Origin of the sequence: Pseudoalteromonas sp. JSTW (genome assembly GCF_013423925.1) — a bacterium.
GTDB lineage: Bacteria > Pseudomonadota > Gammaproteobacteria > Enterobacterales > Alteromonadaceae > Pseudoalteromonas > Pseudoalteromonas lipolytica.
The window spans coordinates 2,873,980-2,896,110 of sequence record NZ_CP058972.1; the positions used below are offsets into that span (position 1 = coordinate 2,873,980).

A 22,131-nucleotide genomic window follows, 5' to 3' on the forward strand; every position below is an offset into this window, starting at 1 on the left:
TGTATAAATAATAAAAAACGAGTATTTTCATGCAAAGCGCTATTGATCAATTGAACAGCCGACTTCAGCATCATCAATTAAAAGAACTGCTTAGCGATTACCAACGTTTATCGGGGGTTTTGCAGGCAGCGCAATTACAACACCTCTATCAACTAGCGTGCAGTAGTGAAGTAAAATACCTGTTTTTACAAAATGTTGCAGCGCACTTACTTGAGGCAAGCCCTTTGCCTCGCGAAGCGGTGAGCTTTATAGATGATATTGATAAGCTTAGCTTTTTCACACCCGGTCTGAAATTTCAAAACGCGTTTAGTATCACCGATCAGCAAGGCAATACCCTGTTACATCACCTTTTTAGTCAATGTAGAGCAGACGCGCTACCATTTAACTACCTGCGCTCACTCATGCTCTTTGAAAGTAACGAAAGTTTAGCTGATGCTCTAACAACCCTAAACCATGATCAGTTAACGCCAATTGGCTGCTTTATCGCGTGTAATAAAAATACCCAGATGCTGGCAAAGCATGAGTTTTCAGCTCTGCTGGCCATGATGGAAGTTGACCAACGCCACAGTCCTTCCGCCGTAAATGCATTAATCTCTCAACTAAAAGCGTTTTACGCGCCGCATTTGCCAACAAATGCAGACTGTAAAGTTTTGCTGTGTGCAGCCTATTTACAAGTATCAACGAGTCAATTAATCACGGCACTTAAACAGTCGTAATATGAACAAAGATGTCGTCAAAGGCTTTTTGTCTTTAAGTAGTTTTACGGCCCTTAACCATGGCAGCCGTATCATTCTTACCTTGTGCTTGGCACGGTTACTTACCACTGATGAATTTGGTACTTTTGCTGCTTTATTAGCGCTGTGTGAAATTCTTCTACTGCCAGCCAGTATGGGTTTTTCCTCATCATTAATGCGCATTAGCTACCCGCTATACACACACCAACAACATGACTTATTACGTGGTTTAAGGCATGTTTATTTAGCTGCGTCGGCTATTTTTGGAGTGCTTTTTGTGGCCTCTATCGTTATTAGCTTTCAAGCAATTTCACCGCATCAAAGTGCCAAAGAACACGTTATTTATTTACTGCTACTAGTCCCGATTGGTGCCATTATGCAAAGTCAGTCTGCTTTTTTAGTGGCTTTAAATAAACCTAAAATCGGCCTTATCACCCAGCAATGCATTTTTGAACTGCTCAGCGCGCTTTTATGTCTTTTGCTTTATTTTAGCTATGGCGAATTATCACTAGTCAGTATTTGTGTGTTGTTGTTTTGCAGTATGCTCTGCGTAGTGTGTTATCAATACTGGCTCATCAAAGGCATAATTGAACCACGTATCGCACACTATCAAACGAAACAGTGGTGTAAAGATTCCTTAATCATGTTAGCAAGCGGTGCTGGCACAGTGCTGGTTGCCAAGCTCGATGTGCTTCTTGTTCATCATTGGTTTGGCGCGCAGGGCGTGAGTGTGTTTTTTCCTGCGGTTGTGATTGCAGGCTTGCTGACTATTTTAGGCAATGCCGCCAACCAGTATTTAAAACCGATATTAATGGCCGAAAACGATAATTCAAAAGCCGTTAGTGAATTAATGAGTGTACTGTGGCGATTTAATTTTGGCGCAATCATTATCCTAGCACTATTAGCAAAGCCACTGCTGAGCCTGTATGGCGAAACACAATTACAACAAGGTTTTTGGGTGCTTATGCTCATGTTACTCGGGCAACTTTTTCTGCCTGCACGCATACTCGCAAGCAGTCTTATAAAATTAAAAGGCAATCCGCTGATTAATTTATACGTATTATTAGCGGCGACCAGCGTGACAATTTTAATGGCATTCATTTTAAAAGATCAGTGGGGTTTGCTGGGAGTTGCCATCGCATTTAGTGGCGGGTTTATATTAGGTGCACTGAGTCGCATGGTGATAGTGTGCACTCACATGCGACTGCCTCTTGCTGTTGTATTTGGCTTAGTCAGATAAATAATATTCAATACTGGTCACCACGCGTACTTTTTTAAGTTGTGGTGTGTTTGAATCTCTATCATTAATCGAAAACTGGCCTTGATGCGCCGTTTTTATTTTGCCCAATTTAGACTGTGAGTCTTTGGCAAATTTCATGGCGACTTCACGTGCTTTCTCGGTCGCTTCTTGGACCATTTTTGGTTTAATTTCGTTTAAACCATTAAACAAATATTGAATGCGTGTTTCGTAATTATCTTGTACCACGGCAATGCCCTGCTTGGCTAATTGACTAACTTGGCCCAAAGCATGCTGAACTTTTTCAATATCGCTAGAATATACAATCACATTTGAGCGAGCAATGTAGCGAAATTGCTGATTTTCTCCCCCATACTCTCGGGCTTGTTTATCAATAATTGATTGGCTGCCATTGCTAATTTCTTCGTCATTAAAGCCGTGTAATTTTAAAAATGCCACCACCGCATCATTTTTATTCTCAATGCGTGCAACAAGCTTCTCTAGGTTATTATCGGCATCTGAAAATTGTAATGGCCAAATTACGGTGTCTGCAGCCACTTCCATTTCAGCAAGCCCTTTAACATTGACGGTGCGCTCCATTGCTTTGACATCAAGTGCCGCACTTTTCAATATAAAGCCAAGTCCCAGTAAACCTATTGCCAATGCCACAGCAGCAATAACAATATTAAATGGCTGTGCTTTACTCATGCCTTTCTCCTTGATATAGGTCACTGTTTTCGACTCGAAAAGTCACAGTAAACAGGTTATCTTATATGTATAAAAGGGTTATCTTATGTATATAAACTTAACAGACCCTGAAATGTTTACAACAATGCGCAAGCAAAGGACACAGCATGAGCGTTAAACGCATTAGCCAATTCTTTAATCCAACGTCAGTCGCTGTTATTGGCGCCTCTAATTCCCCTAACCGAGCCGGTTTTGTGGTAATGCGTAACCTTTTGCAAGGAGGCTTTAAAGGTCCAATCATGCCCGTGAGTCTAAATCACACGGCGGTGCATGGTGTACTTGCCTACCCAAGTATTGCCGAGTTACCAAAAATACCAGACCTTGCTGTTATTTGTACTAACAAAAATACCTTAATAAATATTATTAATGAGCTGGGTGAAATAGGCTGTAAACACGCGGTGGTGATTGCTGCGGGGCTTAACCCTGAGCAAAAGCTGGCTCTAAAAGAAGCCGCTTTAACGGCAAATGTATCTTTACTTGGGCCTAATTGCCTTGGCTTATTAATTCCGCATATTGGCTTAAATGCAAGCTTTTCGCACACAATTGCAAGCCCAGGTAAGCTCGCTTTTGTTTCGCAATCAGCCGCGGTGTGTTCAACCATACTTGATTGGGCTAAAAACAAAGAAATTGGCTTTTCGTATTTTGTCTCTGTTGGTGACTGTCTGGATATTGACTTTGATGAGCTGCTCGACTTTTTAGGCCGTGATGCTAAAACCAAAGCCATTCTTTTATATATTGATAACATTGAAGATATTCGCAATTTTATTTCAGCAGCCCGTGCTGCAGCATTCAGCAAACCTGTTATTGCCATAAAAACAGGTAAAACTAGCGCAGGGGCACTGGCCGCCGAAATCCACACCGGTGGAACACAAAGTTCAGATGCTGTGTATGATGCACTCTTTCAACGTGCGGGGATGCTTCGCGTTAACGATTTGCGGGAGCTATTTGCAGCCACACAAACGCTGGCAATGCACCCAAAACTTCTAAAAGTTGAGCAACTCACTATTCTCACCAATGGCGGTGGGCCTGGTGTGATGGCCGTTGATACCTTATTACAAAGTTCAGGTAAGTTAGCAGAGCTTAGCGATGAAACACGCGCAGCGCTTAATAAAGTTATTCCACAATCAGAGATGACCTCAAACCCAGTGGATATTTTTGGCGATTCAGCACCTAAACGTTATCAACAAGCTCTAGAGATATTGCTGCAAGCAAAAGAAGTTAAAAATCTTTTGATTATTCATACTCCTTCGGCCCTTGCCCCTAGCGAAGATTACGCTGAAATTATTGTTGAAACACTGCAAAAAATTCCCAAAATGGCGCGCCCTTATGTGATGACCAATTTTATGGGAGAAGATGCTGCTTACGCTGCGCGTCGAGTGTGTGCCAATAATGCGATTCCTACGTACCGTACTCCTGAAGGCGCGGTGGGGGCATTTATGCACTTAGTAAGTTATCGTCGAAATCAAAAACATTTAACACAGACACCCGAATCAAATACAGATGATGCGAAAATAAATAAAGAAGCTGCCAAGGCGTTGGTCAATGAGTTTCTGCTCGATGAGCAAAGCTACTTATCAACACATCAGGCAAGCCAAATTTTAACCCACTATGGTATTGACTGTATTCAAACCGAAGTTGCTTACACGCCTACAGAGGCGAAAGAACAAGCCATTGAGCTTGGTTTTCCAGTGGCGTTAAAACTAATTAGCCCCAGTATTCCGTCTAAATCAGAAGTAGGCGGTGTGGTACTTAACTTAAACGATGCACAAGAAGTAGAGCAAACCGCCTTTGCGATGCTGCTTAGAATTAAAAACACCTATCCTGATGCGCATATAGAAGGATTTTCACTGCAAAAAATGGCCCCCCGTGCCGGCGCAAATGAACTGCGTATCGCCATTAAAACAGAGCCAAACTTTGGCCCTGTTATTTTACTTGGCGAAGCAGGCACAGGCCTTGAGTTTGGGCAAGCGGCGGTCGCGCTTCCTCCTCTTAATATGAATCTTGCGAAATATTTAATTGCAGCAGCCCACGACAAAGGCGTGTTAAAAGACCGCGTATTACCGGAAAAAGTCGATAAATACCGTTTATGTGCCCTACTCACTCGTATCTCACAATTGGTAATAGACCAGCCTGATATTACCAGCGTAGAGCTCAACCCTATCCTTGCTAGCAACGGGCAATTTTTAGTTCTTGATGCCACAATAAGCTTAAGCCGCTACAAAGCAAAAGCAAACCGCAAGCGCTTGTGTATACGCCCTTATCCCATTGAGTTGGTCAAAGAAGTAACTTTAAAAAACAATACTCAAGCTCAACTTAGACCAATAAAACCCGAAGATGAACAGGCGCACCTTGAGTTTGATCAATCGTTAACAAAAGAAGATCGCTACAAACGCTTTTTTGGCGAACTGCCACAGTTTAATCACGACCAACTGGCAAAAATGACACAAATTGATTACGACCGTGAAATGGCGTTCATTGTTAGCCAAGAGCAAAATGGCTCTGCATGCACGCTAGGCGTGTCTCGCGTATTAATGGATCCTGATAAACAAGAAGCCGAATTTGCAATTGTGGTACGCTCTGACTGTCAAGGTTTAGGGCTTGGCACTATACTCATGAATGCCGCTATTGAACATTGCAAAAGCCAAGGGGTTAAACGCATTGCCGGAATAACATTACCCGAAAACACCGGCATGATCGAACTTGCGCGTAAACTGGGCTTTAAAATTACCCGCGACTTTGAAGAAGGCAGCATCAATATGCTGTTAAATTTAACTTAAAAACGGATTAGAACGTTGCATCGCTTAAGAACTTATACCGCCCGTGTTTTTGAAGGAAACGGCAAGTACCGACGCCTAGGACGAGCACTCGATGTGTTCTTAATGTCACTTATCATGATCAATGTGGTGGCCATTGTTTTAGAGTCTGTAAGTCACCTCGCTAAACAGTATAAGCATGAGTTTTTAATGCTCGAGCTTATTTCTGTCGGTATTTTTACGCTCGAATACATTTTGCGCCTTTGGTCATGTGTCGATAAAAGTGCCCACAAAGAGAGCCCGCTAACCAACTCAAAAATTCGTATTAAATACTTTTTTTCTCCCTTAGCACTCATCGACCTTATTGCCATTTTACCGACCTTGCTAATGGTTTTCGTCAGTGTTGATTTGCGCTTTTTGCGGGTATTACGTTTAATGCGTATCTTTAAACTCACCCGCTATTCTCGAGCTATGCAGCTGTTGTTACAGTCATTTCGCGATGAAAGTAGCTCTTTGCTTGCCGCTTTTTTCATTATGGCGGTTGTGCTGATCATTGCATCATGCGGAATTTATTTAATTGAGCACGATGTGCAACCCGACAAGTTTGGCTCTATTCCATCGGCTATGTGGTGGGCCATGGTCACTCTGACGACTGTAGGTTATGGGGATGTGGTGCCTGTTACTCCGCTTGGACGATTATTTGGGGGTGCCATTACCTTAGTCAGTATGGGAATGGTGGCAATTCCTACCGGTTTATTAGCATCCAGCTTTTCTGAGCAACTTCGTAAGCGCCGTTTGTTGTTTACTGATGCGGTGCATGAAGCGATGGAAGATGGTCATTTATCAGCGATTCAAGAAGAACACCTTGAGAATCTGCGTTACAAGCTCGGTTTAAGTAAGCAAGAAGCAAACAAGGCGATTCATAACGAACTTAAAAATCGTCACAGTAATCTTTATTGCCGTCACTGCGGTAAACGCCAAGATTAACAGTAAAACAGATAAAGCCCGCGGCTTTATCTGTTTTAGTCATCAAATTCTGCATGCCACTGCGCATTTAACAAGGGGCTTACTTCATCCCCCGGAACAGCTTTACTAAACAAATAACCTTGTAAGTATTCACAACCACGAGCGTGTAAGAAGCGAAGCTGGGTGGTATTTTCAACCCCTTCAGCAACACACTCCTTGCCTAGGCTTTTCGCCAATGTGAGTGTTGAATTAATAATAGCTTCGTCATCTTTATCAACCCCGATATCGTGCACAAAGCTTTTATCTATTTTTAAAACATCAACCGGGAACCGTTTTAAATACGTTAGAGAAGCGTAGCCCGTGCCAAAGTCATCCATATAAATTTTACAGCCTAATGCTTTTAATTTATTCATGCTTAATTGGGCTTTCTCTGAATCTCGCATCATCACTGATTCAGTAATTTCGAATACAACAGCACTGGCGGGTACATGGCTGAGTGTTAAAGCTTGATGAATATTTTCGACTAAATGAGTACTTTCAAAATCAAATGCCGATAAGTTAATAGAGATATATAAATCGGGGTGCGACACGCGCCATTGTCGTAACTCGATTAATGCACGCGATAAAGTTTGCAGCATAATTTTGGTGATAAGCCCTGAGCTTTCAGCAGCATTGGCAAAGTCTTCAGGCTGATAATCATCATTACTAGGCCAGCGTAATAACACCTCTAACCCTACAACTTGACGTGTTTTTGAACTAACAATGGGTTGATAGTAATTACAAAATTCATGCTCTTGATACGCTTTGCTTAATTGTGACTCTAAATGCAGAGTCCGCTGCACTTGTAAATTCATCTCTTGCTTATAGAACTGATAACGTCCCTCCACAGACCGCTTAGCATGGTAGAGGGCAACATTCGCCGCTTTTAACAGCGCTTTTGTATCGAGGGCGTCGTCGGGATACACAGCAACCCCAACACTTAAGTTCACTTTTACCGCTTGTTGATTAAGCTCAATATGGCTTTCAACACAATCCATAACTTTCGCGCATAGCGATAATAGCTCATCGACCTGTTTGAGATCTTCAGCGAGGATCACAAACTCATCACCTTCAAACCTTGCCAAACTATCTTGCGGGCGCAGCACTTGTTTCAATCGCTTTGCAACTCGCTTGATAAGCTCATCAGACTCTTCGTGACCCAATGAATCATTAAAGTATTTAAATCGCTTAATATTTACATTTAACAAGGCTGCTTTCGTTTGATGGTAATCAGCTTGCTCGATAGCATGGCTTACACGGTCACTGAATAATGTTTTGTTCGGCAATCCGGTGAGCGTGTCGTAATTGGCTAATAAGTGCAGTTCATTCTCAGCCAGCTTTTGCGCGCTGATATCAGTGACAATAATCACATAACTGTCGAGTTGACGATTACTCCCCGCAACAGCACTTATTTTAATGAGCACTTGACGCTTTTCGCCGTTGGCAACTTCAACAACATCTTCTGCTGAAAAGTGTTCACCTGATTGCAGTTTTTGCATTACTCGTAAATAGTGAATACGTGCCGGAATAGACAACCCGAGAGTTAAAGAACGACTCGAACGCGGATCAGCAGGAAAGCCAAAGGCACTTTGGAACGACTGATTAGTAGCACGAATACGCAAGTTTTTATCCATAATAAACACCCAGTCTCGGGTTTGTTCAAACGCCGCACCAAATAAACGGGCGTTTTCTTCAAATACCAGTTCTCGGGTCATATTCGTGTAGGTGCCAGCCACTTTCTCAGGCGTGTTGTCTTGCCATTCAACCACCTTGCCGAAATCTTTATACCAACGCCATTGACCATCGGCGTGTCGTAAACGATACGTGCAGTTAAAATAGCCTTTTTGAGTAGATAAAAACTCCAGCCACTCTAAGCGAAAGGTTTGTTTATCATGTGGGTGAATCTTTGCCAAATAGTCATCTAGATTAACACTGTCACTGTCATAGCCCAGTTCATTTTTCAGCCTAGGCTGATAAATAATCGGGCTTTGCGACGACCAATCCCAAACACCAGAATGACTTCCCTCTAATGCAAGTTTTAGTCGCGCCTCACTTTCTTTACTTTCTTTGTGTGCGGCAAGCAAAATTTGCTGCATACGATTACGTCTAAAGAGCCAAGCAGCTACAAGTAGCGCCGCTAATATAAGGTAAAGCAAAATAAAATGTGGCGCACGCCATGGTGGGTATTTTACTTCGATGTTTAATGTTGCCGGCGGGGTTAAATCTCCCGTTAAGGGGTCTTTTGCCCACACTTTAAGGTGGTACTTGCCTGCACTTAATTTTGGAAAAAGAACACGGTTATTATTTCGCGTGTAGGTTTTTTGCCCATCGCCAAGTTGATACTCATAAATAACACGCTCTTGGTAATTGAACGCCATGGCTGAGAAAGCAACCTCGAGACCGATGTCATCATGCTCAAGTACCACACTGTCTATTGGCTGTTTAAGCTCAGCAGGTAAGTCACGAGACATTAAATCCAAGTTGGTGATATTAACGTGATCAATCAAAGCTTGCTGATAGTGGTTATCCATCGGGTAAAAATAGGTAAAGCCTTTAAGGGTGCCATAAACAATTTGCCCAGACTTTAATTTGGTAAATGCGCCACTATTAAACTCGGTAGAAAAAAGCCCCTCTGAACCAGTAAACTGTTGAAAGTGCATATTATCGGGGTTGAGTCGCCACAGCCCTTTATGACTACTCATCCAAATCATTCCGGCTTCATCAAGCACCATATCGTACAATAAAGTGCCTAGCTTATTTTTTTCAAGATCAATGGTGTAGATATGCTCGTACGTTGTGGCATCTAGGCCAATCAAGCCAAAATTCGATAACGATAACCACAAGACATTATTGTTATCAATAATGTAAGACATCACATTCACAGCAACATTTTCATGCTGCTCGGGCACCGTATAAATGGTGGTCAGTTCATAACTGTGAGGATCAACCTGATATAAGATCCCCGCATTATAAAATAACGGTGCATCGGGCTTGCTTGATAAGGCCGGCAAGAACCCATAGGCTAAGAAAGGCTCAAATTCATCAAATTTACCACCTAAACGTGTCACCTCTTGGCTATCAATATTGTAAACAAACATACCGAAATCGGGGTGAACGTAATACAAATCGCCCGACGGCATTAATAGAACCCCATGCACCCAATCGTTAATGAGTTCTTGCTGCTTAGGGTCTGCCGTATTAACGGGAGTTACTTCACCCGTCTTTGGATTAAAGCTAAAAATTCCCCGATTCGTGTGCAACCAAAGTTGCGCTTTATAAGGCATTATTTGGTAAACAGTGAATTCGGTCGTGATTAAATCTATTTGGTAGTCTTTTAAAAAGACTTCGCTTTCATACGTGTCTAAGTCAACGGCCGTTAGACCATTGTGGGTCGCAAGCCACAGCCTGCCCTGAAACTCTGCAATACCCCAAATTGAATGATGCGATAAGCCGTCACCTTTAATCGAATTGGCCACCACATTTACAAAGTTATAATTATCATACGAGAGATAAAAAGCGCCATCGTTCTTGGTGGCTAACCACATGCCTCCGGAGCGATCTTTTACGATATCAATGATACTTGTATCAGCAAGGGTGTAACCGTTGTCTTTTAAGCGTGTACTTTTAACCAAGTCGCCGGTTGCCCGGGTAAAGTTAAATAAGCCTTTATCGGTTCCCAAGGTAATCGTTGAATTTTGTGGAATAATTTCCCAAATATTTAAGTCGCTAATTAGGGTCTTATTTTTAAACTGAACCTCAGGCGTGTTAAACATCTCTGGTAAGTTGCTAATATCGACTTCGTATAAACCCCGAACAGCCCCGACCAACAAAGTATGCTCATCTATTACGGCAAACGACTTCACATAGTTTTGATACATGTGTGTTGGCGCTTGGCTTAGATGCTCAAGCTTTCTTACCTGGCCCGATGCGATTTCATAAACAAATGCCCCATTACTCGTGCCCATAAATATGTAACCTTGATAAGGATACAACTCACGAATAACGCTGCTTTTTACACGATCGGGTATTTCAAAAATAGACGTGACTTGCTGCGTTTCTAAGTCGAGTTTTGCAAAATCCCAGCCTCGGCCTAGCCAGAGCGTTTTGTCATCAACCGCAACCATACTAAACACAGATTCTATAAAAATTTGCTCTTCGGTGGTGGGCTTTGCAATAAATTGTTGGTAGCTGTCAGTACTCGGATCATAACGGAATAGCCCTGCTTGCAAAGATGCTATCCAAATATAACCTTGGGGGTCTTGATAAATGCGGTCAATGATGGCGTCTTCAAGCTCTCCATTAGGGCCTTTGATATGCACAACCTCATAGCCATCATAACGATTTAAACCGCCCTCAGTGGATAACCATAAATAGCCACTGTTATCGATAAGCATCGTATTGACATAACTTTGCGACAACCCTTCGCTGGTTGACAAGCGTTTCACTTGCGCAAAACTGGAATGACTAAACAAACCACAAATCACAATAATGAGTAGAGCTGATAAAGAAAAGAACTTAGTCATTGACGTTCCAAATTACTAACTTGGCGCGGTGTCACACGTAAAGTGCATCGCGACGATATTGCGATGCGCATATACCTCAAACAACGATTGCAAAGAATTGGGTAATGTTAATGTATAGTTAAACCCATTTACTAGATAGAAATCAATCAGATTTTCATAGGCAAAGGTAAAAACTGTCCCTTTTTGTTCAGCAATAAGCGTGGTGAGTAACTGTGAGGCTACTTTTTTACCTCGCCATGCAGCATCAACATACAGAGTTGATAAAAATAAAAAGCCCGCTTTATTTTGAACCCGACATGCCGCAACGATATTCAAACCATGGTACGCCACCCACACTTGATCAGCTTTAGTGGCACGCCCCCGCGCATTGTGTTTATCGTAAAACTTATTTACCAACGGGGTTTTGATTGCGTCAAGTAAACAAAATTTCAGCTCCGTCATGATTAACTCATTAAGGATAAATAATGCTCAAACTGTTGTTTTAAAAAGGCTTGCTCTGACATAGGACGATTATTAATTGCTGTATACACCCCTTCGCGGGTATTTTTTCCACGCTTAATCTGGTAGGCCCAAAAAGAGGCTTCGTAGTCTAATTGAATTTGATATTTTTGCTCTCGAGGCAATTTACATAAATTAAAGCTCATACTTTCTCAGCAACAGTGTATTGATTTATGAAGTATAACAAAGTTGCTTCAAATTAATCGCCTATTTTAAACCTTGATTTTGGAAACACATAACAGTAAATTAACGCCGAATACATGCTCGCAAGGAACGCACGTTGCCAAAATTTCTGATACCTAGTTTGACCATTATTCTGCTGTTTTTTTGCTTTCCTAGCAGCGCAAATTCTCATATTTTAATTTTTAATCGCCCAGCCGACACACCGCAAGCACGTTATGTGGTTGACTTATTGAGCACCGCTTATAAAGAGATAGGTTATGAGCTTCACGTTATTGATTTTAATCATCAAGGTTCGTTAGCAGCTGCAAACCAAGGTGTGCTTGATGGACAGTTAGGGCGTATTGATTTTGTTACCCGCGATTATCCAAATTTATTAAAGGTCGACTTTCCCCTGTTCGAATTTAACCTTGTGTTATTAAAAAACTGCAAGCAATGCAATTATCGTGATCTTAAGTCACTCGCTATTCAGTCAAGTTATCCCGCAGCACAGAGCTACATAGAAGAAAATCCCATTAAAGGTGATGTGATAAAGGTAAGAAACGTCACGGCTCAATTGAATTTATTGACTCAAAAACGCGTTGAAGGCACCATTTTATTAGACTTTTTACTCTCTACAAAACACCCTGACTTTAACCAAGCGGCTTTTAATAAAGAGATCTTAATGTCGATGCAAAGCTTTCACTTTGTTCATAAACGCCACGCAGCACTTATTCCGCAACTGACAAATATTCTTAAAAAGCTTGAAGCCGATGGCACGGTGCGCACGCTAAAAACGAAATACAATCTCACCGAGTTTTAAAAATCAAATCCGCCTTGCTCAGGTGTCGGTTGGTTATTTTCTGCCAACTGTTTTTTCTGTAAATAACGCTTATAACGCTGCTGACATAAGCTGATTACTTTGCGTTTTTCAGCATTACTCAGCTGATTCCAGTAAAACCGTTCATCGCGACTGCGATAACAGCCTTTACAATAGCCCCGATTATTAACCTGACAAATCCCTTTACAAGGGCTTGGGATCTCAAATATTTCAATTTGTTGCATCACAATTGCCAGTTAATTAATCATCTTAGAAGTATAGCCCGAAAATTAATCATAAAAAAAGCCACTTCAATAAGTGGCTCATTTAACGAATCAAAACATTGCTTAAAAAAGTAATTAGCACATTGATTTAAATGCGAACGCATTCTATCAACTTTAGATTATTTAATCTGATTCGCTCGTAGAAAGTTCTGCTTTGCGATGAAAAGGTTTCGCGTACATTGCTAAAACCAGTGGCTTTAACTCTTCAGGTACTTTAGCTAAACGCGCATTAAACGCTTCAGCATCTTTTTTATCAATCACGGCCTGCTTACCCCCCCCCGCAATATAGTTACCTGGGTGTAAGAAAAACGAATCAACAATTTGCTGGTCAATCGTTTTTGCAAGCTCTTCTGGTGACTCGCAGCCAGATTCAATTGGCTCACCAAACGCTAAATGTACATGCCCTTTTGCTGTGCTAAAGCCCTCAACAATGCTGGCAATGTCTTCACCTTGTTGCTTTACATATTGGCCGTGATGCTGTTTGTGATAAAGCTCTTTCGCTTTCGCAATCGCACATGGTTCATATTGATACGAGATAGAGACTGGCACTATTTTTAATTCGCGAACGTAATCAGCAAATTCTTTTTTCTGTTTACGACCTTGTAGCTGCAACATTTTAAGCAGTGCAGGATCCGTTTGATCAAAACCATCTTTTGCACGCCCTTCTTTTTGTGCAATCCAAATTGAATGGCCCTCTGACAATGAATCATAAATATAGGCTGAGAGTTGTGATAACGCTTTGAGCATTTCTTTGGGTGCTTTTGCTGAACGTTTCACTATAAAGCTTTTATTTAAGCGCATTAACTCTGTGATATACGGAATTTGCAGCAAATTATCACCAATGGCGATGCGCACTGTCGGCATATTGTGTTTAAACAAACCCCAGTTAACTAACGCTGGATCCAAGACAATATCGCGGTGATTTGAAATGAACAAATACGCTTGTTTTGGATCCAGTTTATCAAGACCCGAAAATGTCACTTCAGATGTGGTACGGGTGATCAGTTTATTTAAATAGCTGGCCACCTCTTGTTGAACTTGCTCAACAGATTGCGTATTTCCCCACTTTTTTCTTAATTGCTGGCGCACTAATGGGCGAGTTATAAATGGAAAATAAGATAAAAAGCGCGGCAGATTATACTTGGCGATAACATCCACAAAGGCATTATCAGCAATTAATCGGGCGACTGAATCAGCGACTTCGTCATCATTGTAAGGTCTAATATCGGCGTATTTATCCACACATTCACTCATAAAAACTGCTTAAGTTAAAAAACGGCACGCATGGCGTACCGTTTAAATAGTTGGCGGATTATAACTCAGGCAATTTTAAATGCGAACCGAGACGCGATAGTTAACCTAAATATTTCCCTATATTGATAAAATTTTTATTTTTACAACAATTAATTAGGCAATGCTCTTACCAGTATCAACGAACTTTTTTAATGCCATTTTGAACACTAATCTCAGCATTAAAATAGCCAAAATGATACCCGAAGCAAGGCTTAACCAATGCGGTAGAACCTCGTGTTCAGTGCCCATCATGGGAGCCACTACAAAGCCAAATTCATCCACTAAATAATCCGTTAAAAAGCCAAACAGTAAAGCCATTCCGATTACCCCAGTTAAATAAGCAAACACCGCGCGTTTACCTAACTCCTTTCCCACCACTCCCAAGGTGGCAATATTCGTCGCAGGACCTGCAAGCATAAACACCAATACCGCACCTGGGGATACGCCACTTAACAGTAACCCTGCTGCTATCGGGGTCGAGGCAGTCGCACAAATGTACATTGGTATACTAATCAGTATCACCACCAGCATCGCAAAAATACCGCTTCCCCATTGACTTAAATAAGACTCAGGAACATACGTTTGCACTAGCGCCGCGAAAAAGAGACCAATCACCAGCCACACCATGGTGTCTTCTAACAGTTTATTGCAGCTAAAACGAATAGCGCGTTTAAATTTAGCAACACGGCTCTCTATCGAAAGACTGGGCTTTTCGCTTTTACAGCAACGGTCTGTTTTTATCGATGCAGAATCTTCAGTGCTAAAGCCGCTCGACTCTTTTTTAACTTCAGCTGAGGTATTACTGCTGCAACAGCTCGGCTCTTTTTTAACTTCAGCTGCGGTATTACTGCTGCAACAGCTCGACTCTTTTTTAACTTCAGCTGCGGTATTACTGCTGCAACAGCTTGACTCTTTTTTAACTTCAGCCGAAGTATTGCTGCTGCAACAGCCTGCACTATTATCATCTGCAGTGGCGGCTTGATGCTTATGCTGTGAATGAATTTCATGGTCTTTCCCAACCAAGACACCCGCAGCTATCGCACTGCACACCGCTGCGATTGGGCGTATAATGGCCATAAATGGCCCCAATAAAACATACGAGACTGACACTGAATCAACGCCCGTTTCGGGTGTTGAAACTAAGAATGCCGTCGTCGCGCTTTTCGATGCTCCCGCTCTTCTAAGCCCAATTGCTGCTGGAATAACACCACACGAACACAATGGCATAGGCGCACCAATAAAAGCCGCCTTAATGGTTGTCCAAAGCCCCTCTTTTCCTAAGTGACGATTGAGAAAATTGGCCGGTAAATACACATTTAATAAACCAGCAATCAATAAACCTAACATTAGCCATGGGGCAGATAATAAGAATAACTGCCAAAAATTATTGAGTAAGTCCATCAATATCCTCCAGTGTCGTCAGTATCGAGCAGTTCTCAGCGGGCTCTTCACCACCACAACATTTATCTGCTAATAATGAAAGAGAGTCATAAAAACGCGTGAGTTCAGCAATGCGTGCGGCCACTAAGTCACGTTTTTGTAATGTCATTGCTTTAACCTCATGACATGAATGCTGATTTTTATGAAACTTAATTTGCAATAACTCTTTTATTTCAGACAGACTAAAACCAACGTTTTTTGCCCGCAAAATGAACGACATTTGCTTGTAATCTGCATCAGAGTAAAACCGATATCCCACCTCAGAACGCGAACTTGGCGTTAACAAACCATGTTTTTCGTAGTACCTTAACGTATCTGTTGAGACGCCTAATTGACGGGCAAACTCACCTATTTTCATCACTGTCTCCATTGTGAAGCGTTTATTTATTATGCTCACTATAAACCTTGGAGTACACCCTAAGGTCAAGCAAAAATTAATAAGGAAAGTATATGAATATCGTCGTCCTTGATGCCGCCACATTAGCAGACACTTCGTTAGATGAGCTGGCACAATTAGGTTCACTCACTTGCTATAACCTAACTAATCAGCACGAATTAATTGAACGCTGCCAAGACGCTGATGTAGTAGTAACGAATAAAGTAGTTATAAATCAACAAGCAATGGCGCAGTTACCTCATTTAAAATTAATTTGCGTTGCTGCAACTGGCACCAATAATATTGATTTACCAGCAGCAAAAGCCCATAACATCGCCGTGACCAATGTGGCTGGATATTCAACACCTTCAGTGGTTCAACACACGTTTACATTGATCACCAATCTGCTTGGTAACACACACAAGTACATTCGTGATTGCCAGCAAGGTTTATGGCAGCAGAGTCCGATGTTTTGTCGCTTAGATTACAGCTTTAATGAAATTGCTGGGAAAACCTTAGCAATTATTGGCTACGGCTCGTTGGGCAAAGCGGTTGCTGAAGTTGCAACCGCATTTGGTGCCCATGTAATTATCAGTGAACGTAAAGGACATACACCGCGTGAAGGTCGCGTTAGTTTTGAGCAAGCATTAAAAACGGCTGATATAATCAGTGTTCACTGCCCGTTAACAGAAGAAACTCGCGATCAAATTGCGGCTCATGAGCTGAACATGATGAAACCCTCTGCCATCCTTATTAATACTGCCCGTGGAGGGATTATTAATGAGGCTGATTTAGCATCTGCGCTTGCTAATAATGTGATTGCTGGCGCGGGTGTTGATGTACTCAGTAAAGAACCCGCCGAGGCAGATAACCCACTTGCCCGATACACTGGCGACAATTTATTACTTACGCCGCACATTGCCTGGGCAAGTAAAGAGTCTATTATTCGCTTAGTGAAAGAAATCGCGTTAAATATCAAAGCATTTAACCAAGGAAATGAGCGCAATAGGTTGGTCTAAATTGCAATTTTTTGGTCAATTGAGCGAACTGGTTTGCAAAAAAGCTCCTAGCCAATTGACCAATTAAAATCTAATTACTTGATTTAATTTACTTTTTAAAATGTGGCAAGCTGATTGCTAATTAAGAGCAACGTAAACATTAAATTCTAGGGATAAAAAAATGAAAAAAGCACTTTTAATTGCAGCGCTTACTGCACCATTTTTAACTGGCTGTGTCATTGCAGTATCTGATGGTGAAGCTGAAACACATTGGGCAGGTGATTCATCGACGAGCTGGCAAAAGCAGCACAAAAATAACCGCGAAATCATTTCGACTCTTGCGCTTGATACTAACTACCAAGTGGTACTTAATAAACTTCACACCCCTAACTTCACTGAATTACTAAAACAAGGTGACGATGTTTACCAAGTATTGTTTTATGCAACTCATAGCATTCACTCTGATGGTAAAATGACAAAAGATGAGTGCACACCACTGGTATTTAAAAACGATAAGCTAATTGGCGTTGGTGATACCATTTATAAATCACTGAGCAATGGCTAATTAGCCAAAAATGGCAGAGTAGGCCTTGCCTACTCTTTACCCACTCACATTCACTAATCGCGAAACAACTTGGTCACGTCCGCCATCTTTAGCCTGATATAACCCTAAGTCAGCTTCTTCAAGCAGCGTTTGTTCAGCGTATACTTGGCCTGTTTCTGTGGTCGCAATGCCGATACTAATTGTCACATGATCCGAATTTAACGAAGCGGTATGGGGAATACCTAAATTACTCACTGCATGTCGTAATTTATTAGCAAATGCGATTGCTTGTGTTGCCGTTGTATTAGGCAAAACAGCCGCAAACTCTTCCCCCCCATAGCGCGCCACAAAGTCACTGCCTCGCTCGCAGGCCCCAACAAGCGCATGAGCAATTCGTTTTAAGCAATCATCACCCGCTCGGTGGCCATAGCAATCATTAAACCGTTTAAAATGATCCACATCCATGAGTAATACAGACAAAGGGGTTTGATCGCGACGACAGCGACGCCATTCTCGGGCAAGATTTTCATCTAGATAACGTCTATTAGGAATTTCAGTCAGGCCATCGATTGACGCTAACATTTCGAGCAAGTCATTTTTTTGTTTGATTAATAACTGATTACGCACACGCGCACGAACAATCGCAGCACTAAAGGGTTTAGTTATATAATCCATCGCCCCCAACTCGAGGCCTTTTGCTTCGTCGTCATGGCTCGAATTAGCAGAAATAAAAATAACAGGCAGCATATTTGTGACGGTATTTTCTTTTATTTTGCTCAGTACCTCATACCCATCAATACCGGGCATAACAATATCCAGAATCAATAAATCAACGGACTGTGTTTTTAAAAACGTCAGTGCCTTTTCACCACTTTCAACACAAAAAACATCATAATCTTGCTGTAATGTTTTTTCTAATACCAAACGGTTCAACGGATCGTCATCAACAATCAGTACCTTGGCTCTTTTTAGCATCTGTAGATCCTTGTTCGATGATAAATGCAATGACTTGTTTGATCTGCCACTGCAACTCATCGTTTAATAACTCAGGGAGTTCGCCTTGTGCTTTAAGCTTAGCCTCACATTGCTGAGCGCAGGCTGACAAACGTTTAAAGCCTAGATTACCGGCCGACCCTTTCACATTATGGACAACTCTGATCAACTCATCGGTGGTCTTTAATGTTGAAATTTGTAATAGCTGTTGTGCTGCCATGGTCGCAAACTTTGACAGCATAGTTAATACTAATTCTGTATTATTTGAAAACTGAGTGAGAACAAACGTTCGGTCAAAAAAAGCCTGTTTCTGTAATTCAAGTTCACTCATCGCCAAAAACAGTGTACTGGCAACAATGGGTTTAGTGAGGTGTTTATTCATGCCCGCCGCAACGGATTGCTCTATGTCAGCCGCTTCGCTGTGTGCTGTTAATGCATAAATCGGCATTTGCTCTTTCGTGAATGACTGGCGAATTATACGCGTAGCTTGGCAGCCATCCATCTGGGGCATTTGAATATCCATAAAGATCAGGTCGGGTCTGAGACAATTAGCAAGCTCAATGCCCTTTTCACCACTGTCTGCACACACAACGGTGATATCGGCTTGCTCTAAAATACTTTTAATAATGCTTAGATTAAGTGGGTTGTCATCTACGGCTAACACTAATAGACCCGATAAATCGGCACTTGAAGGGAGGGATACAACCGCCTTTTTCGCCGGTTCGCTGGTTTTATCTAGCTGTAAGCAGAAACTAAATTCACTGCCTTTGCCTCGTTGACTTGCTAGTTTTATTTCGCCACCCATTAACGCCACTTCGTACTTTACAATTGCAAGCCCAAGCCCAACGCCTTGATGTGAACGTGTAAGTGACTCATCACCTTGTGTAAAGGCATCAAATAAGCGACTTTGATCCGCATCGCTAATCCCAATACCGGTGTCTTTTACAGCAAAGCAAATTAGTTGTTGTTCAGAGGTTTGTTCGACTAAGTTTAAACTTAATTTAACGCTTCCTTGCTCTGTGAATTTAGCGGCATTAGTCAGTAAATTACCTAACACCTGTTGTAAACAGATTTGATCGCCCCTTAGGTTAGAATTGATCTTTTCATCGCACTCAACGCTGAATTCTAACCCCTTCGTTTTACACAGTGGCGCGACGATTCCTTCGCAATAATTAATTAAATCAGACAAGCTAAAGGGGGCTTTAGTTAATTTAACTTGCGAACTTTCGGCTCGGGCAAAATCGAGCATACGGTTTAATAAAGACAATAAGCTGTTGGCTGCTGACTTCGCTTGCTCAGCATGTGTGCGCTGCTCCAACGACAAGCCTTGCAACGCAATCACATCTATTAGGCCCAGTACGGCATTAAGTGGGGTGCGTATCTCATGACTTAAATTGGCAATAAAGCGGCTTTTAGCTAATGTGGCACGCTCGGCGTCATTTTTAGCTTGTATTAAGTCAGTGATATCTTGGACATGGACAACAAAGTAATCTGGATTTTTTTCACCATTCCATACCAATGAAACACTAATTTGTAGCCAACATTTTTGTTCTTGCTGGGGCAAACTAAAGTGATACACTTTTTTCTTTTCGCTGAGCAATTCAAGTAAGGTACCTTTTAACGTGTCTAGTGATTGCTCGCCAAACAAATCATCCAACCTATATTGGCTGCTCAAGGTGTCACTGCGTTCTAGTGAAAATATTTTACGCGCCGCTTTATTCATTTGCAGTACGCGGTAATCAAGAGACAGTAATATAACCCCATTTGCAGCGTACTCCATTGCACTGCGTAATTTGGCTTCAGAGCTTTGTAATGCGTTTAATGCCGCGTGCTGCTCAGTAATATCACGGCCTATCGCCATGGTTCCCAATAATTGTTGATGCTCGTTATAAAAAGGCGCAATACTCAAATGATAGGTTTTATCATTGGTTACTAAACGTTTTTGATACACTTGGCGGTCTTGTAATACTTGTCGCTCAAGTTCACTTAGCTCGCCGTTATCGTCACTGATATCACATAACTGCTGGCCAACGAGTTTCTCTTGCGGTAAACCGATATAACTCTCATACGCCTTGTTACAGCCTAAAAATGAACCATCAATATTTTTAAAATAAATAAGATCTGGCACATTATTAAGCATGGTGTTCAGTAAGGCTAAATGACGTTCTTTGGCATCAATACTGCGGCGCAATTGTTTTGATTTAACTTGCACTTGTGAATCAAGCGCTTTGTTCGCCTCTTGCAATGATTGAACAAGCTCTTCATTACGGGTAAAAACCCGCTTAACTCGGCTAAACCAAGGTTGCCAATCAGCAGGAATACGATAATTTACCAGTGTATGTTGGCCTTCATCATGTTTTTCTAGGTAATTCATCAAGTGAGTCATTGGCTTTACAAATATGCGCTGACTCAACCAAAATACCGCGCTGAACATCATGACTAAAAAAACACTTAAGAACACAAATTCTATAAACATGTCGTAGCGGACAGGCCCACTGAGTGCTTTTTGAGATTCAAAGTAACGGGTATAAATTGGTAAATCAGACGATGGTTGCACTAAGTGACTGTGACTCTTTGTGTTTTTGTTTATCTCACTTTCGGGCCAATAATCATCGGCATTAATCGCTGTTTTTAATATTTTACTTGAGCTGGCTATTACTTGGTTATCTTGATTAATGAAAATATATTCGCCGTTACTCGGGGCAATTTTCATTAACCACTTAGAGATTGCCTCTAAGTCATAAATTAAAATGATGTAGTCGTCGCTTTGTAACGCTCGTCTTTTTCCTATTGCAAAGTACGCGTGGCCATTAACAGTAATAACAGCACTTGAGGCCAGCGCTTTATCATTTAAACGCGACGGTCGAAATTTATTATCCAACACACTCGTCAGCAATTCACTTTCAGCTGTTGAACGGCGCTTTATATAAACAAAACCCTGTTCGTTAACATAGGCAACACCTTGCAACGATTGAATCAATGCCAGCGTTGTGTTGAACGAGGGCCCTAATGCAAGCACTTGACGCCACTGAGTAAGAGCAAAGGCAGTGGATGCAAATTTACCTTGCCCCACAATTTCACCCACTCCTCCCTTTATGGGTTGATAATAGTAGTGATCAAACTGATTTACATTGCGGGCCCAGTTGGGGTCGAAGTCATATGATAGTGGTTGCTCATACAACTTAAACATCGTATCAATCAATCCATCAGCCGCATGCATTGCATGACCAAGCTGAGCAGAGATATTATTAAAACTACTTTGTCGGCTTTCTTGTGAGCGTTCTAGCTTTAGATTATATAAGTGTAAACACAGAATAAACGCCACCAGCAATGGCACAATAAGCGCCACGGCCAGAGAACGATAATAATGCTTTAGTGGTAAAAAATTCACTCGATTTTAAGTACCTTGCCTCGGTAACACCTAGATTAACGAGGCAAAGATTCACTGGCAAGTTATAAATTTTCTTCAGCGAAGCTTGCCAAGCGACTACGAACAACACCATTCAAGTTAACGGTTGCACTTCCTTCAAAATTTTTAAATCGTTCAACAATATAGGTTAAACCTGAGGTAACAGGGGTTAAATAGTTACTATCGATTTGCGCTAAGTTTCCTGAGCAAATTAACTTCGTGCCCTCACCGCAGCGGGTGATTATGGTCTTCAATTGAGAGGCGGTTAAATTTTGACTTTCATCTAATATCACCCCCGAATTGATATAATACTATCAT

The 22,131-nt window shown here is 41.6% G+C and carries 17 protein-coding genes and 1 pseudogene; 7 read left to right on the forward strand and 11 right to left on the reverse strand.

Features of this window, described 5'->3' with window-relative positions; translation table 11 throughout:
- Positions 1–29 precede the first annotated feature (29 nt).
- Positions 30–716, forward strand: a complete 687-nt coding sequence (locus GZH31_RS12975) for a hypothetical protein (protein WP_036966057.1) — start codon at positions 30–32, stop codon at positions 714–716.
- Position 717: 1 nt separating this feature from the next.
- On the forward strand, positions 718–1,974 hold the full coding sequence (locus tag GZH31_RS12980; protein ID WP_180311075.1) for a lipopolysaccharide biosynthesis protein: 1,257 nt from the start codon (positions 718–720) through the stop codon (positions 1,972–1,974).
- Here the strand turns inward: GZH31_RS12980 and GZH31_RS12985 are convergent.
- Entirely contained in the window at positions 1,963–2,679 is a 717-nt protein-coding gene (locus GZH31_RS12985) for an SIMPL domain-containing protein (RefSeq protein ID WP_036966051.1), read from the reverse strand. The two genes, GZH31_RS12980 and GZH31_RS12985, sit on opposite strands and share 12 nt — an antisense overlap.
- A gap of 146 nt (positions 2,680–2,825) precedes the next feature.
- On the opposite strand from GZH31_RS12985, the gene GZH31_RS12990 reads away from it, so the two are divergent.
- Positions 2,826–5,495 (forward strand): bifunctional acetate--CoA ligase family protein/GNAT family N-acetyltransferase, encoded by a 2,670-nt coding sequence (locus tag GZH31_RS12990; protein WP_074988931.1) that lies wholly within the window; start codon positions 2,826–2,828, stop codon positions 5,493–5,495.
- Between the two features lie 15 nt (positions 5,496–5,510).
- Positions 5,511–6,458: an ion transporter gene (locus GZH31_RS12995; protein ID WP_036966045.1), complete on the forward strand. Its 948-nt coding sequence runs from the start codon at positions 5,511–5,513 to the stop codon at positions 6,456–6,458.
- Positions 6,459–6,493: 35 nt separating this feature from the next.
- On the opposite strand, the gene GZH31_RS13000 is transcribed toward GZH31_RS12995, so the two are convergent.
- From GZH31_RS13000 to GZH31_RS13010, 3 genes are read right to left on the reverse strand one after another with little or no spacing between them, the layout of a single operon-like run.
- Entirely contained in the window at positions 6,494–10,999 is a 4,506-nt protein-coding gene (locus GZH31_RS13000) for an EAL domain-containing protein (RefSeq protein ID WP_180311076.1), read from the reverse strand.
- 15 nt (positions 11,000–11,014) lie between these two features.
- Positions 11,015–11,440 (reverse strand): GNAT family N-acetyltransferase, encoded by a 426-nt coding sequence (locus tag GZH31_RS13005; RefSeq protein WP_036966040.1) that lies wholly within the window; start codon positions 11,438–11,440, stop codon positions 11,015–11,017.
- A gap of 2 nt (positions 11,441–11,442) precedes the next feature.
- Positions 11,443–11,643 (reverse strand): DUF3283 family protein, encoded by a 201-nt coding sequence (locus GZH31_RS13010; RefSeq protein WP_036966037.1) that lies wholly within the window; start codon positions 11,641–11,643, stop codon positions 11,443–11,445.
- A gap of 134 nt (positions 11,644–11,777) precedes the next feature.
- Here GZH31_RS13010 and GZH31_RS13015 point away from each other — a divergent pair, with 134 nt between their 5' ends.
- Positions 11,778–12,479 carry a transporter substrate-binding domain-containing protein gene (locus GZH31_RS13015; protein WP_230235931.1) on the forward strand — a complete coding sequence of 234 codons (702 nt, stop codon included), beginning with the start codon at positions 11,778–11,780 and terminating at the stop codon, positions 12,477–12,479.
- Here the strand turns inward: GZH31_RS13015 and GZH31_RS13020 are convergent.
- The 4 genes from GZH31_RS13020 to zntR all read right to left on the reverse strand — a co-directional run bounded on the left by GZH31_RS13020 (position 12,476) and on the right by zntR (position 15,851).
- Entirely contained in the window at positions 12,476–12,721 is a 246-nt protein-coding gene (locus GZH31_RS13020; RefSeq protein ID WP_036966031.1) for a DUF1289 domain-containing protein, read from the reverse strand. The two genes, GZH31_RS13015 and GZH31_RS13020, sit on opposite strands and share 4 nt — an antisense overlap.
- Before the next feature lie 162 nt (positions 12,722–12,883).
- Positions 12,884–14,014 (reverse strand): 1-acyl-sn-glycerol-3-phosphate acyltransferase, encoded by a 1,131-nt coding sequence (locus tag GZH31_RS13025; RefSeq protein WP_180311077.1) that lies wholly within the window; start codon positions 14,012–14,014, stop codon positions 12,884–12,886.
- A 153-nt stretch (positions 14,015–14,167) separates the two neighbouring features.
- A complete protein-coding gene (locus GZH31_RS13030; protein ID WP_180311078.1) occupies positions 14,168–15,454 on the reverse strand; it encodes an SO_0444 family Cu/Zn efflux transporter in 1,287 nt (428 codons plus the stop codon).
- Positions 15,438–15,851, reverse strand: a complete 414-nt coding sequence (gene zntR, locus GZH31_RS13035; protein ID WP_083202809.1) for a Zn(2+)-responsive transcriptional regulator — start codon at positions 15,849–15,851, stop codon at positions 15,438–15,440. Before zntR ends, GZH31_RS13030 begins: the two co-directional genes overlap by 17 nt.
- Positions 15,852–15,943: 92 nt before the next feature.
- Between zntR and GZH31_RS13040 the strand changes: the two genes are divergently transcribed.
- Together GZH31_RS13040 and GZH31_RS13045 are read left to right on the forward strand one after the other, a co-directional pair.
- A complete protein-coding gene (locus tag GZH31_RS13040) occupies positions 15,944–16,888 on the forward strand; it encodes a D-2-hydroxyacid dehydrogenase (RefSeq protein WP_036966023.1) in 945 nt (314 codons plus the stop codon).
- Positions 16,889–17,048: 160 nt separating this feature from the next.
- Positions 17,049–17,432 (forward strand): DUF3192 domain-containing protein, encoded by a 384-nt coding sequence (locus tag GZH31_RS13045; protein WP_036966020.1) that lies wholly within the window; start codon positions 17,049–17,051, stop codon positions 17,430–17,432.
- 36 nt (positions 17,433–17,468) lie between these two features.
- Here GZH31_RS13045 and GZH31_RS13050 read toward each other — a convergent pair whose 3' ends face one another.
- The 3 genes and pseudogenes from GZH31_RS13050 to GZH31_RS13060 all read right to left on the reverse strand — a co-directional run.
- Positions 17,469–18,386: a diguanylate cyclase gene (locus GZH31_RS13050; RefSeq protein WP_036966017.1), complete on the reverse strand. Its 918-nt coding sequence runs from the start codon at positions 18,384–18,386 to the stop codon at positions 17,469–17,471.
- Positions 18,355–21,795: a PAS domain-containing hybrid sensor histidine kinase/response regulator gene (locus GZH31_RS13055; RefSeq protein WP_180311079.1), complete on the reverse strand. Its 3,441-nt coding sequence runs from the start codon at positions 21,793–21,795 to the stop codon at positions 18,355–18,357. The genes GZH31_RS13050 and GZH31_RS13055 overlap by 32 nt, the downstream gene beginning before the upstream one ends.
- Positions 21,796–21,857: 62 nt before the next feature.
- Positions 21,858–22,115: pseudogene (locus GZH31_RS13060) on the reverse strand (PhoH family protein); the annotation flags it as partial.
- Between the last annotated feature and the right edge of the window lie 16 nt (positions 22,116–22,131).

Coding starts and splice junctions, on each gene's coding strand:
- GZH31_RS12975 (WP_036966057.1), top strand. CDS start 30: ATGCAAAGCGCTATTGATCAATTGAACAGCCGACTTCAGCATCATCAA.
- GZH31_RS12980 (WP_180311075.1), top strand. CDS start 718: ATGAACAAAGATGTCGTCAAAGGCTTTTTGTCTTTAAGTAGTTTTACG.
- GZH31_RS12985 (WP_036966051.1), bottom strand. CDS start 2,679: ATGAGTAAAGCACAGCCATTTAATATTGTTATTGCTGCTGTGGCATTG.
- GZH31_RS12990 (WP_074988931.1), top strand. CDS start 2,826: ATGAGCGTTAAACGCATTAGCCAATTCTTTAATCCAACGTCAGTCGCT.
- GZH31_RS13000 (WP_180311076.1), bottom strand. CDS start 10,999: ATGACTAAGTTCTTTTCTTTATCAGCTCTACTCATTATTGTGATTTGT.
- GZH31_RS13005 (WP_036966040.1), bottom strand. CDS start 11,440: ATGACGGAGCTGAAATTTTGTTTACTTGACGCAATCAAAACCCCGTTG.
- GZH31_RS13010 (WP_036966037.1), bottom strand. CDS start 11,643: ATGAGCTTTAATTTATGTAAATTGCCTCGAGAGCAAAAATATCAAATT.
- GZH31_RS13020 (WP_036966031.1), bottom strand. CDS start 12,721: ATGCAACAAATTGAAATATTTGAGATCCCAAGCCCTTGTAAAGGGATT.
- GZH31_RS13025 (WP_180311077.1), bottom strand. CDS start 14,014: ATGAGTGAATGTGTGGATAAATACGCCGATATTAGACCTTACAATGAT.
- GZH31_RS13030 (WP_180311078.1), bottom strand. CDS start 15,454: ATGGACTTACTCAATAATTTTTGGCAGTTATTCTTATTATCTGCCCCA.
- zntR (WP_083202809.1), bottom strand. CDS start 15,851: ATGAAAATAGGTGAGTTTGCCCGTCAATTAGGCGTCTCAACAGATACG.
- GZH31_RS13040 (WP_036966023.1), top strand. CDS start 15,944: ATGAATATCGTCGTCCTTGATGCCGCCACATTAGCAGACACTTCGTTA.
- GZH31_RS13045 (WP_036966020.1), top strand. CDS start 17,049: ATGAAAAAAGCACTTTTAATTGCAGCGCTTACTGCACCATTTTTAACT.
- GZH31_RS13050 (WP_036966017.1), bottom strand. CDS start 18,386: ATGCTAAAAAGAGCCAAGGTACTGATTGTTGATGACGATCCGTTGAAC.